The organism is Vibrio sp. T13N, assembly GCF_032970445.1.
Classification (GTDB): domain Bacteria; phylum Pseudomonadota; class Gammaproteobacteria; order Enterobacterales; family Vibrionaceae; genus Vibrio; species Vibrio diabolicus.
In genome coordinates this window covers 1-363 of the sequence record NZ_JAWJYE010000072.1, presented here as the reverse complement: position 1 = coordinate 363, position 363 = coordinate 1, and the positions used below count along the sequence as shown (strand labels likewise).

General features: G+C 43.5%; 1 pseudogene. It reads left to right on the top strand.

Features of this window, described 5'->3' with window-relative positions:
• Positions 1 to 218, top strand: a pseudogene (locus tag R2S67_RS22865) (hypothetical protein); the annotation flags it as partial.
• Positions 219 to 363: the final 145 nt, after the last annotated feature.

The window sequence follows — 363 nt, the reverse complement described above, 5'->3', positions numbered from 1 at the left end:
ACTTTAGCTATTCAGCGGAATTTAAAGACGGCTTGTCTGAGCATGGTCTTATCACGAACGAGTCCGGCATATTTGAAGTGACATTGTCCGATCATTTTGAATGTGAGGGATTTGAAGAGTGCCCAGAAGAAGGCAAAGTGGAAGTGAAAGGAACATTTAATGTGTACTCGCGACCATGGACACTGGCTATCTGTGACAACCAACGTGCTTTGCCTTCTTCTGGGCACTCTTCAAATCCCTCACATTCAAAATGATCGGACAATGTCACTTCAAATATGCCGGACTCGTTCGTGATAAGACCATGCTCAGACAAGCCGTCTTTAAATTCCTTAAATTCCGCTGAATAGCTAAAGTTTCCTTCAC